Genomic DNA, 13,875 nt, shown 5'->3' on the forward strand with positions numbered 1-13,875 from the left:
GCAAGGTCGAGCTCTGTGGATAACTTGTGCGTATTTTGTGAGTGACTTCACTCAACCCCTTGTAGGCCGCGTCTTAGCGCTGCATGACCGCCCGTCACCGATTTTTTCGCGGGTCTTAGGGTCGCAGGCAGATTTTGCGGGCGCGAACCCTATCACAAAAAATCGCCTTGTCCGAGCGGCTTTCCCGCTGCTTTTTGATCCCCGGGAGCGGCAGTTGGCAGGCGTCGGTGCCCGACGTAGTATCCGGGGCCAATGTTGCCTTTTGGTGATCTGGGCACTCTATATAACAACAAGCTGTTGAGGTGAGCCGTGGAGCAGAGCAGTCGGGTATTGATCGTCGAGGATGACCAGCGGCTGGCGGACCTGACCTGTGAATACCTGCAGGCCAATGGCTTTGCCGTGGAAGTGGAGGGCGATGGCGCCCGGGCTGCGGCGCGGATCATTGCCGAGCAGCCGGACCTGGTGATTCTCGACCTGATGCTGCCCGGCGAGGACGGCCTGAGCATCTGCCGCAAGGTGCGTAAGCAATACCCAGGGCCCATCCTGATGCTGACCGCGCGCAGCGACGACCTGGATCAGATCCAGGGCCTGGACCTGGGCGCCGACGACTACGTGTGCAAGCCGGTGCGCCCGCGCTTGTTGCTGGCACGCATCAACGCCCTGCTGCGCCGCAGCGAGGTGCCGGCCGAGGCGCAGACGCCGCAAGCCCTGCAGTTCGGCCCGTTGCGGGTCGACAATACCCTGCGCGAGGCCTGGCTGTACGACAGCGGTATCGAACTGACCAGCGCCGAATTCGACCTTTTATGGTTGCTGGTGAGCAACGCCGGGCGCACCTTGTCGCGCGAGGAGATCTTCACCTCCCTGCGCGGCGTCGGCTATGACGGCCAGGACCGCTCCATCGATGTGCGTATTTCGCGCATCCGCCCGAAAATAGGCGACGACCCGGAGCACCCGCGGATGATCAAGACCATCCGCAGCAAAGGCTACCTGTTCGTCCGCGAAGCGGCCGAAGCCATGGGTCAGGTGCAATGAACTCGATCTTCCTGCGCATCTATGGCGGCATGCTCGCCGCCCTGGTGCTGGTGGCGGTGCTTGGCGTGCTCAGCCTGCACCTGCTCAACGAGGTGCGCGCCGGCCAGTACCGCGAGCGCCTGGCCCACGGCACCTTTACCCTGATGGCGGACAACCTGGCGCCGCTGGACGCCGTCGAGCGCAAGCGTGCGCTGCTGATCTGGGAGCGCCTGCTGGGGATTCCCCTGGAGTTGCAGGCGCTGAGCCGTACCGCCCTCGACGGTAGCCAGCGCAGCCAGTTGCAGCGCGGCCAGGTACTGGTCGAGAAAACCGGCCCGCACGCGGCCAAGGTGCTGCGCCAGGTCGCTGATCAGGATTTGCTGCTGGTCGGCGAAGTGCAGCAGATCAGCGAGCAACTGGCCCGTGCCACTATCTATCTGCTGGCCGATGAGCTGGTGCGCTACCCGGTGGCCGAGCAGCCCCAGCGCCTGGCCGCACTCAAACAGAGCAAGGGCTTTGGCTTCGACCTGCGCCTGCAGCGGGTCAACCAGACCGACATGGACGACGACCAGCGCCGGCGCATCGATGAAGGCGACACGGTGATGGCCCTGGGCAAGGACGGCGACTCTATCCGCGTGTTCGCAGGCCTTGTCGGCACGCCCTGGGTGCTGGAAATCGGCCCGCTGTACCAGATGAACCCCTATCCGCCGCAGTTGCTGGTGCTGATCGCGGTGCTGGGCCTGTGCCTGATCGGCCTGATCGTCTACCTGCTGGTACGCCAGTTGGAGCGGCGCCTGTCCGGGCTTGAAGCCGCCGCGACGCTGATTGCCCAGGGCAGCCTGGAAACCCGTGTGGCCGCCGACGACGCCGATTCGGTCGGGCGCCTGGCTGCGGCATTCAATGGCATGGCCGAACACCTGCAGCGCTCGCTGACCATTCAACGCGAGCTGGTGCGGGCGGTGTCCCATGAGCTGCGCACGCCGGTTGCGCGCTTGCGCTTTGGCCTGGAGATGATCGCCAGTGCCAGCAATGACCAGGCTCGGGAGAAGTACCTGACCGGTATGGATGGGGATATTCAGGACCTGGACAAGCTGGTGGATGAAATGCTCACCTATGCGCGCCTGGAGCAGGGTGCGCCGGCCCTGCATTTCCAGCGGGTCGACCTGGATGCCTTGCTCGATCAGGTGATCGCCGAGCTGGCGCCGCTGCGCCGCGAGGTACGGGTGCTGCGCGGGCCGTGCCAGGGCGGCGACAAGGGCGCGGATGGCCAGGGGGCGTGGGTCGAGGCCGAGCCGCGCTACTTGCACCGGGCGTTGCAGAACCTGGTCAGCAACGCCATGCGCCACGCTGAATCGCAGGTCTGCCTCAGCTATCAGCTGGGCCTGCAACGCTGCCGAATCGATGTCGAGGACGATGGTCCCGGTGTGCCGGAAAGCGTCTGGGAGCGTATCTTCACGCCGTTTACCCGTCTCGACGACAGCCGCACCCGTGCCTCGGGCGGGCATGGCCTGGGGTTGTCGATCGTGCGACGGATCATCTATTGGCATGGCGGGCGGGCGTCAGTGGGGCGCAGCGAACGCTTGGGCGGCGCCTGCTTCAGCCTGAACTGGCCACGCAACCAGGACGGCGAATGAGCTCGCCGATGGCCCTGCAGGCCTTGCTCGACCCAGCCCGCTTCGATCCTTTGCTGCTGGCGCTGTATGGCCCCGAGTTGATGTCGGCGCAGCGGCCGGTGCTGGTGTCGCAGTGGTCCAAGTATTACTTCGCGTTGTTCTGGCGGATGTTGCGCGAGGGCGCACCCTTGTCGGCTTTCAGCGCTACCGCGGTGCAGGTGGATGCGCGCGGTCTGCCGCTCACGCTGATTGCCGAGGGCGCACCCTGTCAGGGCCTGCAGGCACTGCTGGCGGAGCATCTGCAACCGTTCGTGGCGCGCCTGGCGGAACTGGGCGCGGTATCTACGGCTGTATTGTGGGGCAATGCCGGCGATTGCCTGGATCAGGCGCTGCAAGACGGCAGGGACAGCGCAGGCTTGCAGGTGCTGCTGGAAACCCTCGGCAGTCCTTTATATGCCGCCGTCAGCCAGGATGCTGCCGGCAGGCGTCGACGCCGTAGCTGCTGCCTGAGCTACAAGGTCGATTGGGTCGGGCACTGTGAGCATTGCCCGCTGCTGCCCTGAGGCTCAGACGCTGACCAGGCTCAACAGCTGATCGTCCTGCAGGCAGAACTGCCCCTCAAGCTCCCGGCCGTGGTGCCACTGCGCCGACAGGTCGGTCAGCAGGCGCAGGCGTGCATGGCCGTCAGCGGACCATTCCAGCACTTCGGCATGCTCGAAATAGAACCGCTGTTTGACGATAGGGTAGAGCGCCTTGAACAGGCTTTCTTTCAGCGAGAAGGTCAGGGTTACCGTCAGGCCCACCTGGCTGGGGTTCATGCGCTGCAGTTCGGCTTTGGTGAGAATCTCCCGGGCCAGGCGCTCGGCGCGCTCCTCGCTGAGCAGGCTTTCCTGATCCAGGCCCAGCCCCTGGCAATCGCTGTTACGCGCAACCACGGCGGCAGCCCAGCCTTTGCCATGGGTGATCGAGCCACAGATGCCGGCTGGCCAGATGGGCGCGCGGTCTTCATCGGTGCCCGGGACATAGTCGCTGCCATCGAGCTGCTTCAAGGCTGCGCGGGCACACACCCGGCCGGCCAGGTACTCGGCCTGGCGCTTGGCCACCGAGCGTTGCAGGCTGGCGGTCTGCTCGATACCGGCGCGAATGAAGTCGTCGCTGGCCAGCAGGGCAGGGTCGAATGGGCAACTGACCAGCAGCGCGCCGGGGACCGGGCGCGGCAGGGGCCAGTGGTGCAGGAGCGGGGCGCAGCAGGTGGGCAGTCGGTTCATGGCCGGTATTGTGCCGTGGCAGTTGCCCGCGCGCCACTGTGTAGGAGCGGGCTTGCCCCGCGATAACGGTCTGTCTGACACACCGCTATCGCGGGGCAAGCCCGCTCCTACAGAGGTTAACCTTTAGGGAAGATCTTCTTGAAGAACGCCTGCAGGTCCGCCCACGAGCTTTCATCCGCCGCCTTGTTGTAGCCAATATCCGGCCCGCCATGCTCGCCATGGCTCAGGCGGTCGGCATCGGGGTTGGTAAAGCCATGCTTGGCCCCGGGAATGCTGACGAACTCATAGGTCACGCCGGCCGCATCCATCTCCTCTTTGAATTTCTCCACCTGCTCCGGAGTCACCATGCTGTCGCTGGTGCCGTGCTCCACCAGCACCTTGGCCTTGACGCTGCCCGGCGTCGCGGGCGCATTGGTGACCAGCGCACCATGGAAGCTGGCCACCCCGGCCAGTGCTTCACCGCGGCGCGCGGCATCGAGTACCACCTTGCCGCCGAAGCAGTAGCCGATGGCGGCGATCTGCCTGGTATCGGTCTGCGGCTGGATCTTCAGCAGTTCAACCCCGGCATCAAAGCGCTTGGCCGCCGCATTCGGATCTTTAAGCGCTGCGGCCATGAATGCCTGGGCATCGGCCGGGTGCTCGGTGTTCTTGCCGTCGCCATACATGTCAATCGCCAGGGCGCTGTAGCCAAGCCCGGCAAGGTCGCGGGCGCGGCGCTTGGCGTAGTCGTTGAGCCCCCACCATTCATGCACCACGACCACTCCCGGGCGTTTGCCCTCGGCGGCGTCGTCGTAGGCGTAATAGCCGATCAGACGCTTGCCATCGGCGTCCTGGTAGGGGATTTCACGGGTTTGCACCGCCGCCTGGGCCAGGCTGGCGGCACCGAACAGGGCCAGAGCGAGCAGACAACGCATGGTCGTACTCCTTATGTGCAGTCGGTTTTGCATTCAGTGCAGCTGTTCAGCCGAGGTTCAGCCTGGGTTCAGCGGCGGTTCAGGACGGCTTGCTTACTCTAGCTTCCACACCAACACAGTGCATCACCTGGAGTACCACACGATGAAAAAGCTCAACACCCTGCTGCTCACCGTTGCTTTCCTTGGCGCCAGCGCCGCCGCCCAGGCCGCTGACACCACCTTCGCCGGCGTCACCTATGGTCAGACCAGCGACAAGATGAAAAAGTCCGGTCTGCTGACCCGCAACACTGATCACCTGAACACCGACGGCATCATCAGCAAGGACAGCACCTACGGCATCCGCGTCGGCCAGATGAACGACCAGGGCCGCTACTACCTGACCTACGACAACGTCTCCAACGACCACAGCGGCCTGAAAGTGCGTCAGGAAAACCTGCTGGGCAGCTACGACATGTTCTACCCGCTGGGCAGCACCACCAAGCTGTTCGGTGGCGCCAGCGCCGGCCTGACCAAGATGAGCATGGAGTCCTCCGGCTACAGCCGCGACACCGACACCGGCTATGCCATCGGCCTGCAAGCCGGCGTATTGCAGCAAGTCAGCGACAATGCCTCGGTGGAACTGGGCTACCGTTACCTGCGCAGCAACGCCAGCACCGAGCTGTCCGAGCATGATGGCCCGAAAGTCGGCAGCCTGCGCCTGAACAGCAGCGCCCAGACCTACCTGTCGGCCAACTACGCGTTCTAAGTCGCCTGACGATGTCCGAACCGGCCTGCATGCGCACGGCCGGTTCGCTGTTATTCTGCATTCGGTCTACAAATTGACTGGCCAATGAAGGCCGGCACGGATCTGGAGGAGCGTATGAAACTGCTGGTGGTCGAGGATGAGGCACTCTTGCGTCATCACTTGTACAGCCGCTTGACGGAAAGCGGGCATGTGGTCGAAGCGGTGGCCAATGCCGAGGAGGCCCTGTACCAGGCCGAGCAGTTCAACCATGACCTGGCGGTGATCGACCTGGGCCTGCCGGGCATGAGCGGGCTCGACCTGATCCGCCAATTGCGTTCCCAGGGCAACAGCTTCCCGATCCTGATCCTCACCGCCCGTGGCAACTGGCAGGACAAGGTCGAAGGCCTGGCCGCCGGCGCCGACGATTACGTGGTCAAACCCTTCCAGTTCGAAGAGCTCGAAGCCCGCCTCAACGCCTTGCTGCGCCGCTCCAGCGGCTTTACCCAGTCGACCATCGCCGCCGGGCCCCTGGTGCTCGACCTCAATCGCAAGCAGGCAACCCTCGATGAACAGCCCCTGGCGCTGACGGCCTATGAATACCGCATCCTCGAATACCTGATGCGTCATCACCAGCAGGTGGTGGCCAAGGACCGTCTGATGGAGCAACTGTATCCGGACGATGACGAGCGCGATCCGAATGTCATAGAGGTGCTGGTCGGCCGCCTGCGGCGCAAGCTTGAGGGCAGCAACGGCTTCAAGCCGATCGACACCGTGCGCGGCCTGGGCTACCTGTTTACCGAGCGCTGCCGATGATCCGTTCGCTACGCCTGCGCCTGATGCTGGCGGCCGCAGTGCTGGCGCTGCTGTTCATGCTCGGCTTGCTGCCGGCCTTGCAGAAGGCCTTCAGCCTGGCCTTGCAGGAGTCTATCGAGCAGCGCCTGGCCTCGGACGTCACCACATTGATTTCCGCTGCGCGCATCGAAGACGGCAACCTGCAGATGCCGGTGCTGTTGCCCGATGAGAAATTCAACCTGCCCGACAGCCGCCTGCTCGGCTACATCTACGACCGCCAGGGCAACCTGGTGTGGCGTTCGCGCGCCACGGCGGACGAGAACATCAACTACACCCCGCGCTATGACGGGCGCGGCAACGAGTTCGCGCGGATTCGCCAGGACGATGGCGAGGAGTTCTTCGTCTATGACGTCGAGGTCAAGCTGCTCGGCGGCAAGACCGCCGCTTTCAGTATCGTTGCCCTGCAACCGGTGCGCGAGTACCAGCACACCCTTGATGGCCTGCGCGAAAAGCTCTACCTGGGCTTTGGCGCGGCGCTGTTGGCGTTGCTGGTGCTGCTCTGGGCCGGTCTGACCTGGGGCCTGCGTTCGCTGCGGCAGATGAGCCGCGAGCTGGACGATGTCGAATCCGGCGCCCGTGAAGGCCTGAGCGGCGAACACCCGCGGGAACTGCTGCGCCTGACCGATTCGCTCAACCGCCTGCTGCGCAGCGAGCGCGAGCAGCGTCGGCGCTACCGCGATTCGCTGGGCGATCTGGCCCACAGCCTGAAAACCCCGCTGACCGTGCTCCAGGGGGTCAGCGAAAGCATGGCCCAGCGCCGCGAAGACCGTGAACAGGCGCGGGTGCTGCAAAGCCAGATCGAACGCATGAGCCAGCAGATCGACTATCAGCTGCAACGCGCCAGCCTGCGCAAGAGCGGCCTGGTGCGCCACCAGGTGCAGTTGCGGCCGTTGCTCGACAGCCTGTGCAGCACCCTGGCCAAGGTCTACCGCGACAAGCATGTGCACATCCGCGTGGATGTGCCGGAGCACGCCCTGGTGCCGATGGAGCAAGGCGCCTTGCTCGAACTGCTTGGCAACCTGCTGGAAAACGCCTACCGCCTGTGTCTTGGCCAGGTGCACATCAGCCTGCAGGCCAGCGAAACCCAGGTGGTGCTGTGTATCGAGGACGACGGTCCGGGTGTTCCGCCCGATCAGCGCGAACGCATCCTCCAGCGCGGCGAGCGCCTCGACCGGCAGAACCCGGGGCAGGGCATTGGCCTGGCGGTGGTCAAGGACATCATCGAAAGCTACGACGCGACCCTGACCCTCGACGATTCGTCCCTGGGCGGTGCGGCCTTCCGTATTCGCTTCGAGCTGGAGCGAAATGCCTAGGCGGATTACCGCCATCATTGTCGGAATCTTTTCCGTGGCGTGCGGAAATCCGCCAACCCCATTCCACCCACCTGCAACCTCATTGTGCATCGCGGCCCCGTAAAACCGGGGCTTGCACTGTTAAAGCGCATTTTGGCATCGGGCTTGCTATGGACTCATCAGAGTTCTGCCAGGCAGCTCGACACAACAAATCCCTCCAGTGCAGGAGGGTTCGCGCTTTAGGTACCCCACATCCTGTGAAGGATGGGTCGGTACCCTTGAGGAATTAGCCATGACGACGCGTCAGCCACTGTACAAATCGCTGTATATCCAGGTGTTAGTAGCGATCACCATCGGTATCCTGCTGGGCCATTACTACCCTGAAACCGGCGTGGCCCTGAAGCCACTGGGTGACGGATTCGTCAAACTGATCAAAATGGTCATCGCCCCGATCATCTTCTGCACCGTGGTCAGCGGCATCGCCGGCATGCAGAACATGAAATCGGTCGGCAAGACCGGTGGCTACGCGCTGCTCTACTTCGAAATCGTTTCGACCATCGCCCTGATCATCGGCCTGGTCGTGGTCAACGTGGTCAAGCCTGGCGCCGGCATGCACATCGACGTCAGCACCCTGAACGCCAGCAGTGTGGCTGCTTACGCCGCCGCCGGCGCGCAGCAGACCACCATCGGCTTCCTGCTCAACATCATCCCCAACACCGTGGTCGGCGCCTTCGCCAACGGCGACATCCTGCAAGTGCTGATGTTCTCGGTGATCTTCGGTTTCGCCCTGCATCGCCTGGGTGCCTACGGCAAGCCGCTGCTGGACCTGATCGATCGCTTCGCCCATGTCATGTTCAACATCATCAACATGATCATGAAGCTGGCGCCGGTCGGTGCCTTCGGTGCCATGGCCTTCACCATCGGCCAGTACGGCGTCGGTTCGCTGGTGCAACTGGGCCAGCTGATGATCTGCTTCTACGTCACCTGCGTGCTGTTCATCCTGGTGGTGCTCGGCAGCATCGCTCGCGCTCACGGCTTCAGCATCCTCAAGCTGATCCGCTACATCCGTGAAGAGCTGATGATCGTTCTGGGTACCTCCTCTTCGGAGTCGGCGCTGCCACGCATGCTGACCAAGATGGAGCGTCTGGGGGCGAAGAAATCCGTGGTTGGCCTGGTGATCCCGACCGGCTACTCGTTCAACCTCGACGGCACCTCGATCTACCTGACCATGGCTGCTGTGTTCATCGCCCAGGCGACCGACACCACCATGGACATCACCCACCAGATCACCCTGCTGCTGGTGCTGCTGGTGGCCTCCAAAGGTGCTGCGGGCGTTACCGGTAGTGGCTTCATCGTCCTCGCCGCAACCCTGTCGGCCGTTGGCCACCTGCCGGTTGCCGGCCTGGCGCTGATCCTTGGCATCGACCGCTTCATGTCCGAAGCCCGTGCCCTGACCAACCTGATCGGCAACGCCGTGGCCACCGTGGTCGTGGCCAAGTGGGTCAATGAGCTGGACGAAGACAAGCTGCAGGCCGAGCTGGCTTCCGGTGGCTCGCCGCTGACTGACACCCGTCCGATGGATGACCTGGGCGTGGCTGAAGGTCCTGCTCGCTAACAGGCAGACTGTGTAATGCAAAAAGCCCATCTTCGGATGGGCTTTTTTGTGTCTGCGGGGGCTTCATCGCGGGGCAAGCCCGCTCCTACAGATTGGATGGGAGCGGGCTTGCCCCGCGATGCTTTCACTCCACCCGGGTCTCGCCGCTATACACCAGGGTATTGCGACAGCGCCGGCACAGGTACCGCCGCCCCTGGCGCACCAGGCTGTGGCGTTGCGCCGAGAACGGGAAGTCGCTGCCGGTGCACGGGCAGCGGTAGATATAGCGGGTCACCGTGCGGCGCTTGACCGCGTAGTTGTGGCAGCGGTGCGGCGGTAGTTCGTACACGCCGCGCATGATCAGCTGCCATTCCTCGCCATGGGGCTGGATGCGGTCGCCGAACAGCTGGTGGGCAACCAGGTGGGCGACCTCATGGGGCACCGTCTGTTTGAGGAAATCTTCGCTGTTCTCGCGGTACAGCTGCAAATTGAAGCGCAGCAGGTTTTCGTGCAGGTGCGCGACGCCGGCCTTCTGACCGCGCAACTTGAAGCTGACTTCGGGGCGCGGGAAGGGGCGTTTGAAAAAGGTTTCGGCTTGCTGGTAACAGGTTTCGACGCGGGATTTGAGCAGTTCGGGCATATCGGGGAACACTCCTGGCCGACAATTATGCCGCAACCGCAGCGGCGCTGCCGAGCCACCTGTCAGCGCACAGTATCAGGCCGCCTGGCGGCGGCCTGAGGGTGTTGCGCCTATGTTGCTGTTTCTAATGGTTCACTCTAGCTGGTGTAGACGGGCCCCACGCCCAGTCCCCAGACAATTACGGTAAAGGCCATGATGGCGACCAGCACCACCAGGCCCACCGCCAGCACCGAGCTTGAGAACAAAAAGCCCTCATCGGATGGAATGTTCATGAAGGTCGGCAGGCCGACATACAGCAGGTAGACCGTGTAGCACACCGCTGCCGTGCCGACGATCATGCCCAGCCACAGGTGCGGGTACAGCGCCGCCAGGCCGCCGACGAACAGTGGCGTCGCGGTGTAGGTGGCGAAGGCAATGCAACGCGCCAGGCTGGGGTTGGCGTCGTAGGTGCGGGCCATCCAGTGGATGAAGGCGCCCATCACCGCCACGCCGCCGAGCATGGCCAGGTAAGACATGATGGTCATCCACAGCGCGCTTTCCTGGGTCAGCATGACCGGAGCGCGATCGCCGATGACCCAGCCAACCTGGGTGGTGCCGATGAACGCCGAAATCGCCGGGATCGCGGCGAGGATCAGCGTGTGGGTGAGGTACATGTGGCTGATGCTTTCTTCTTCACCGCGTATTTCTTTCCATTCCTGATCGGGATGGGTAAACAGCCCAACAACGTGATGGATCATGCCGGTCACTCCTTTCGTTGTTGCCATCGCCCCCCATCGGAGCGCTTGCGGCCCCAAGTCTGGGCCAGAGGTTGGAGGTCACCTTGGTGTGGCCTTATGTCGCAGTATAGGAAGGCGTTCGCCGCATAAAGCCGGCTTTTTAGAGCAAATCGCGCTGTCAGGGGCCTGCTTAATCACAATGCAGTCTTTATCGGATTGGCCTACGCCCACTGGCGGTTTAAGGGTAAAATGTTCGGCTTTTGTCACACCTCGCGGATTCCAAGCGCTATGGGCACCCTTTCGGTCAACCAGAACAAACTGCAAAAACGCCTGCGTCGTCTCGCCGGCGAAGCCATCACCGACTTCAACATGATCGAAGACGGTGACAAGGTCATGGTCTGCCTGTCCGGCGGCAAAGACAGCTACACCATGCTCGATGTTCTGCTGCACCTGCAGAAAGTGGCGCCGATCAAGTTCGACATCGTCGCAGTGAACATGGACCAGAAGCAGCCTGGCTTCCCCGAGCACGTGCTGCCGGCCTACCTCGAAGCCCTCGGCGTCGAGTACCACATCGTCGAGAAGGACACCTACTCGGTGGTCAAGGAACTGATCCCGGAAGGCAAGACCACCTGCTCGCTGTGCTCGCGCCTGCGTCGTGGCACCCTGTATACCTTCGCCGACGAGATCGGCGCGACCAAGATGGCCTTGGGGCATCACCGCGACGACATCGTCGAGACCTTTTTCCTCAACATGTTCTTCAACGGTACCCTCAAGGCCATGCCGCCCAAGCTGCGTGCCGATGACGGGCGCAACGTGGTCATTCGCCCGCTGGCCTACTGCAGCGAGAAGGACATCCAGGCCTACTCGGACATGAAGGAATTCCCGATCATCCCGTGCAACCTCTGCGGCTCCCAGGAAAACCTGCAGCGTCAGGTGGTCAAGGACATGCTGGTGGAGTGGGAGCGCAAGACCCCGGGGCGTACCGAGAACATCTTCCGTGGCCTGCAGAACGTGGTGCCGTCGCAACTGGCTGACCGCAACCTGTTCGACTTCACCAGCCTGAAGATCGACGAGACCGCCACCCCGCGCTTTGTCGACGTGCTGAACATCTGACGGCCATGCGTGATTACCAATGGCTGCATGAGTACTGCCTGAACCGCTTCGGCTCGGCTGCGGCCCTCGAAGCGCACCTGCCCCAGGCGAAAAGCCCCGAGCAGTTGCGCGCGATCGGCGCTGACCGTTACTTGTCGACCCTGGCCCTGCGAGTGTTTCGCGCCGGCTTGAAGCACAGCCTGGTGGATGCCAAGTGGCCAGCCTTCGAGCAGGTGTTCTTCGGCTTCGACCCGCAAAAGGTCGTGCTGATGGGCGCCGAGCACCTGGAGCGGCTGATGCACGACACGCGGATCATCCGCCACCTGGGCAAGCTCAAGAGCGTGCCGCGCAATGCGCAGATGATCCTCGATATCCAGAAGCAGCACGGCAGTTTCGGCACGTTTATCGCGGATTGGCCGGTGACCGATATCGTCGGCTTGTGGAAGTACCTGGCCAAGCATGGCAACCAGTTGGGCGGGCTGTCGGCGCCGCGCTTCTTGCGCATGTGCGGCAAGGACACGTTCATCCCCACCACTGACATGGCTGCGGCGCTGATCGCCCAGGACATCATCGACAAGCCGCCGACCAGCCAGCGCGACCTGGCCCTGGTGCAGCAGGCTTTCAATCAGTGGCATGCCGAGAGCGGGCGGCCACTGTGTCAGCTGTCGGTGATGCTGGCGCATACCGTCAATCACTGAAATCGGTGGTGCCGCCATCGCTGGCAAGCCAGCTCCCAAAAAACCCTGGGGGAGCTGGCTTGCCAGCGATGGATTCAACTCTTAGTTCGAACCTTCCCCCGCCAAGCGCCGCTCATACTGAAAGCGCCAGCGTACATACAGCAGGGCACTGACGAACAACGCCAGGCTGATCGCCACTTCCAGCCAGCCGAACAGCGCCCGGGCCGGGTCGAACGCGGCCAGCACGCCCTTGATGAAGTACAGGTTGACCACAAAGCAGGTCCAGGCGTGGGCGCGGGCGTTGCCCAGCAGCATGCCCGGCAGCAGCAGGGCCAGCGGCACCAGCTCGATCGCCAGGATCACCCCGACCCGCGCACCGTGCAGGTCGGCGAACAGCAGGTTGTTCAGGGTCAGCAAGGCGATCAGGCCGAAAAAGCTCGCCAGGCTCAGCGCCCGGGTCAGGCGCAGGCGCGGCGCCAGCCATTCGAGTGGCGGCAGTACCTTGGGCTTTTTAGCCACGGCCGTTCTCCAGCAGTTTGGCGGTGCTCGCCAGGCGCTGGCCAAGGGCGCGGCACAGGGCGATTTCGTCAGCATCCAAGTCGCGCTTGCCGTCGGCGCCGGCATGGTGGCTGGCGCCATAGGGCGTACCGCCGCCACGGGTTTCCAGCAACGCCGACTCGCTGTAGGGCAGGCCCATGATCAGCATGCCGTGGTGCATCAGCGGCAGCAGCATCGACAGCAGGGTCGACTCCTGGCCGCCGTGCAGGCTGGCGGTGGAAGTGAACGCCGCCGCCGGCTTGCCCACCAGGCCGCCGCTCAGCCACAGGCTGCTGGTGCCGTCGATAAAGTACTTGAGCGGCGCGGCCATGTTGCCAAAGCGCGTCGGGCTGCCCAGAGCCAGGCCCGAGCAGTGGCGCAGGTCGTCCAGGGTAGCGTACAGCGCGCCGGTATCGGGGATGTCCGGGGCTACCGCTTCGCACTCGGTGGAAATCGCCGGTACGGTGCGGATGCGCGCTTCCAGGCCGGCCATCTCGACGCCGCGGGCAATTTGCCGGGCCATCTCGCTGGTCGAGCCGTGACGGCTGTAGAACAGGATCAGGATGTACGGCGCGCTCACGGCAGGATCTCCAGCACCTTCTCCGGTGGCCGGCCGATCACGGCTTTATCGCCGGCAATCAGGATTGGCCGCTCGATCAGCTTGGGGTGCTGGACCATGGCTTCGATCAACTGCGCCTCGCTGAGGCTGGCGTCGGCCAGGTTGAGCGTTTTGTATTCGTCTTCACCGCTGCGCAGCAGCTGGCGGGCGCTGATGTTCAGCTTGCCGAGCAGAGCCTTGAGCGCGTCGGCAGTCGGCGGCGTTTCCAGGTAGCGCACCACGGTCGGGGCCAGGCCGCGGGCTTCGAGCAGCTCCAGGGCGCCACGGGATTTGGAGCAGCGCGGATTGTGATAGAGGGTCAGGTCAGTCATGTTCGGGTCGCATCC

16 protein-coding genes are annotated in these 13,875 nt (G+C 63.6%); 9 read left to right on the forward strand and 7 right to left on the reverse strand.

All coding sequences use genetic code 11. The features are described from left to right. The first annotated feature begins 309 nt into the window (after positions 1-309). From F8N82_RS03865 to fhuF, 3 genes are read left to right on the forward strand one after another with little or no spacing between them, the layout of a single operon-like run. A complete protein-coding gene (locus F8N82_RS03865) occupies positions 310-1,032 on the forward strand; it encodes a response regulator transcription factor (protein WP_038993886.1) in 723 nt (240 codons plus the stop codon). Continuing rightward, positions 1,029-2,645 (forward strand): ATP-binding protein, encoded by a 1,617-nt coding sequence (locus tag F8N82_RS03870; protein WP_038993887.1) that lies wholly within the window; start codon positions 1,029-1,031, stop codon positions 2,643-2,645. The genes F8N82_RS03865 and F8N82_RS03870 overlap by 4 nt, the downstream gene beginning before the upstream one ends. After that, positions 2,642-3,187 carry a siderophore-iron reductase FhuF gene (gene fhuF / locus F8N82_RS03875; RefSeq protein WP_150776993.1) on the forward strand — a complete coding sequence of 182 codons (546 nt, stop codon included), beginning with the start codon at positions 2,642-2,644 and terminating at the stop codon, positions 3,185-3,187. Before F8N82_RS03870 ends, fhuF begins: the two co-directional genes overlap by 4 nt. A gap of 3 nt (positions 3,188-3,190) precedes the next feature. Here the strand turns inward: fhuF and F8N82_RS03880 are convergent, their stop codons facing one another. Together F8N82_RS03880 and F8N82_RS03885 are read right to left on the reverse strand one after the other, a co-directional pair. Next, entirely contained in the window at positions 3,191-3,892 is a 702-nt protein-coding gene (locus F8N82_RS03880) for a 4'-phosphopantetheinyl transferase family protein (protein ID WP_038993888.1), read from the reverse strand. Between the two features lie 116 nt (positions 3,893-4,008). Continuing rightward, the gene (locus tag F8N82_RS03885) at positions 4,009-4,806 is read right to left on the reverse strand and encodes a dienelactone hydrolase family protein (protein WP_038993889.1); all 798 of its coding nucleotides are present in this window, start codon (positions 4,804-4,806) and stop codon (positions 4,009-4,011) included. Positions 4,807-4,948: 142 nt separating this feature from the next. Between F8N82_RS03885 and F8N82_RS03890 the strand changes: the two genes are divergently transcribed. From F8N82_RS03890 to F8N82_RS03905, 4 genes are all read left to right on the forward strand, one after another. Then, positions 4,949-5,551: an outer membrane protein gene (locus tag F8N82_RS03890; protein WP_038993890.1), complete on the forward strand. Its 603-nt coding sequence runs from the start codon at positions 4,949-4,951 to the stop codon at positions 5,549-5,551. Positions 5,552-5,665: 114 nt separating this feature from the next. After that, a complete protein-coding gene (locus F8N82_RS03895; protein ID WP_038993891.1) occupies positions 5,666-6,343 on the forward strand; it encodes a response regulator in 678 nt (225 codons plus the stop codon). Then, on the forward strand, positions 6,340-7,695 hold the full coding sequence (locus F8N82_RS03900; RefSeq protein ID WP_038993892.1) for an ATP-binding protein: 1,356 nt from the start codon (positions 6,340-6,342) through the stop codon (positions 7,693-7,695). The genes F8N82_RS03895 and F8N82_RS03900 overlap by 4 nt, the downstream gene beginning before the upstream one ends. 271 nt (positions 7,696-7,966) lie before the next feature. Beyond that, complete coding sequence (locus F8N82_RS03905) at positions 7,967-9,289, forward strand: dicarboxylate/amino acid:cation symporter (RefSeq protein ID WP_038993893.1); 1,323 nt, start codon at positions 7,967-7,969, stop codon at positions 9,287-9,289. 124 nt (positions 9,290-9,413) lie between these two features. Here the strand turns inward: F8N82_RS03905 and F8N82_RS03910 are convergent, their stop codons facing one another. Continuing rightward, positions 9,414-9,908 (reverse strand): SprT family zinc-dependent metalloprotease, encoded by a 495-nt coding sequence (locus F8N82_RS03910; protein WP_038993894.1) that lies wholly within the window; start codon positions 9,906-9,908, stop codon positions 9,414-9,416. A gap of 137 nt (positions 9,909-10,045) precedes the next feature. Further along, positions 10,046-10,645, reverse strand: a complete 600-nt coding sequence (locus tag F8N82_RS03915) for a Yip1 family protein (RefSeq protein ID WP_038993895.1) — start codon at positions 10,643-10,645, stop codon at positions 10,046-10,048. A 267-nt stretch (positions 10,646-10,912) separates the two neighbouring features. Between F8N82_RS03915 and ttcA the strand changes: the two genes are divergently transcribed. Then, positions 10,913-11,737 (forward strand): tRNA 2-thiocytidine(32) synthetase TtcA, encoded by an 825-nt coding sequence (gene ttcA / locus F8N82_RS03920; protein ID WP_038993896.1) that lies wholly within the window; start codon positions 10,913-10,915, stop codon positions 11,735-11,737. Between the two features lie 5 nt (positions 11,738-11,742). Beyond that, on the forward strand, positions 11,743-12,414 hold the full coding sequence (locus tag F8N82_RS03925; protein ID WP_038993897.1) for a DNA-3-methyladenine glycosylase I: 672 nt from the start codon (positions 11,743-11,745) through the stop codon (positions 12,412-12,414). Between the two features lie 81 nt (positions 12,415-12,495). On the opposite strand, the gene F8N82_RS03930 is transcribed toward F8N82_RS03925, so the two are convergent. The 3 genes from F8N82_RS03930 to arsC are packed head-to-tail and all read right to left on the reverse strand — an operon-like array spanning position 12,496 to position 13,860. Next, a complete protein-coding gene (locus F8N82_RS03930; RefSeq protein WP_038993898.1) occupies positions 12,496-12,912 on the reverse strand; it encodes a DUF2069 domain-containing protein in 417 nt (138 codons plus the stop codon). Continuing rightward, on the reverse strand, positions 12,905-13,510 hold the full coding sequence (wrbA, locus tag F8N82_RS03935) for an NAD(P)H:quinone oxidoreductase (protein ID WP_038993899.1): 606 nt from the start codon (positions 13,508-13,510) through the stop codon (positions 12,905-12,907). Before wrbA ends, F8N82_RS03930 begins: the two co-directional genes overlap by 8 nt. Next, positions 13,507-13,860, reverse strand: coding sequence for an arsenate reductase (glutaredoxin) (gene arsC / locus F8N82_RS03940; RefSeq protein ID WP_038993900.1), 354 nt, complete (start codon positions 13,858-13,860; stop codon positions 13,507-13,509). The genes wrbA and arsC overlap by 4 nt, the downstream gene beginning before the upstream one ends. Positions 13,861-13,875 lie beyond the last annotated feature (15 nt).

This window comes from Pseudomonas fluorescens (assembly GCF_902497775.2).
Classification (GTDB): Bacteria; Pseudomonadota; Gammaproteobacteria; order Pseudomonadales; family Pseudomonadaceae; genus Aquipseudomonas; species Aquipseudomonas putida_F.

What these genes read in the sequence shown, in the direction of transcription:
- F8N82_RS03870 (WP_038993887.1), top strand. Translation starts at nt 1,029, where the DNA reads ATGAACTCGATCTTCCTGCGCATCTATGGCGGCATGCTCGCCGCCCTG.
- fhuF (WP_150776993.1), top strand. Translation starts at nt 2,642, where the DNA reads ATGAGCTCGCCGATGGCCCTGCAGGCCTTGCTCGACCCAGCCCGCTTC.
- F8N82_RS03880 (WP_038993888.1), bottom strand. Translation starts at nt 3,892, where the DNA reads ATGAACCGACTGCCCACCTGCTGCGCCCCGCTCCTGCACCACTGGCCC.
- F8N82_RS03885 (WP_038993889.1), bottom strand. Translation starts at nt 4,806, where the DNA reads ATGCGTTGTCTGCTCGCTCTGGCCCTGTTCGGTGCCGCCAGCCTGGCC.
- F8N82_RS03890 (WP_038993890.1), top strand. Translation starts at nt 4,949, where the DNA reads ATGAAAAAGCTCAACACCCTGCTGCTCACCGTTGCTTTCCTTGGCGCC.
- F8N82_RS03895 (WP_038993891.1), top strand. Translation starts at nt 5,666, where the DNA reads ATGAAACTGCTGGTGGTCGAGGATGAGGCACTCTTGCGTCATCACTTG.
- F8N82_RS03900 (WP_038993892.1), top strand. Translation starts at nt 6,340, where the DNA reads ATGATCCGTTCGCTACGCCTGCGCCTGATGCTGGCGGCCGCAGTGCTG.
- F8N82_RS03905 (WP_038993893.1), top strand. Translation starts at nt 7,967, where the DNA reads ATGACGACGCGTCAGCCACTGTACAAATCGCTGTATATCCAGGTGTTA.
- F8N82_RS03910 (WP_038993894.1), bottom strand. Translation starts at nt 9,908, where the DNA reads ATGCCCGAACTGCTCAAATCCCGCGTCGAAACCTGTTACCAGCAAGCC.
- F8N82_RS03915 (WP_038993895.1), bottom strand. Translation starts at nt 10,645, where the DNA reads ATGATCCATCACGTTGTTGGGCTGTTTACCCATCCCGATCAGGAATGG.
- ttcA (WP_038993896.1), top strand. Translation starts at nt 10,913, where the DNA reads ATGGGCACCCTTTCGGTCAACCAGAACAAACTGCAAAAACGCCTGCGT.
- F8N82_RS03925 (WP_038993897.1), top strand. Translation starts at nt 11,743, where the DNA reads ATGCGTGATTACCAATGGCTGCATGAGTACTGCCTGAACCGCTTCGGC.
- arsC (WP_038993900.1), bottom strand. Translation starts at nt 13,860, where the DNA reads ATGACTGACCTGACCCTCTATCACAATCCGCGCTGCTCCAAATCCCGT.